This is a genomic window from Halostella sp. PRR32 (assembly GCF_034808085.1).
In the GTDB taxonomy this organism is placed as follows: Archaea; Halobacteriota; Halobacteria; order Halobacteriales; family Natronoarchaeaceae; genus Halostella; species Halostella pelagica.
In genome coordinates, this window is the sequence record NZ_JAXHGL010000054.1 from 1 (window position 1) to 292 (window position 292).

The window sequence follows — 292 nt, forward strand, 5'->3', positions numbered from 1 at the left end:
GGCCCGCGGGGCGTCACCCGCCCACCCCACCGCGTACTTCGCGGCGGCCACGGTGGCCGCGTGCCCGCGGGGCACCGCGGTGACGCCGTACACGAGTCCGAACGGGACGACACCCAGGCGGAACGGGCTGATAGCTCGCACGCCGTCGAGCGCGTCGCCGCGCGCGCTCACGGCGCCATCACCCGGGGAGACGCTCGCGTCTCGGTCATGACAGAAGGCGACGACGCCACCGCAAATCGGTCTTTGGGTCGGGGCAGTCGACGCCACACCGCCGGCGTGGCGAGGCATCCGG

General features: G+C 74.7%; 1 pseudogene. It reads right to left on the bottom strand.

What is annotated here, in order from left to right:
- Window positions 1–63: 63 nt before the first annotated feature.
- Window positions 64–171: pseudogene (locus tag SM753_RS21480) on the bottom strand (branched-chain amino acid ABC transporter permease); the annotation flags it as partial.
- Window positions 172–292 lie beyond the last annotated feature (121 nt).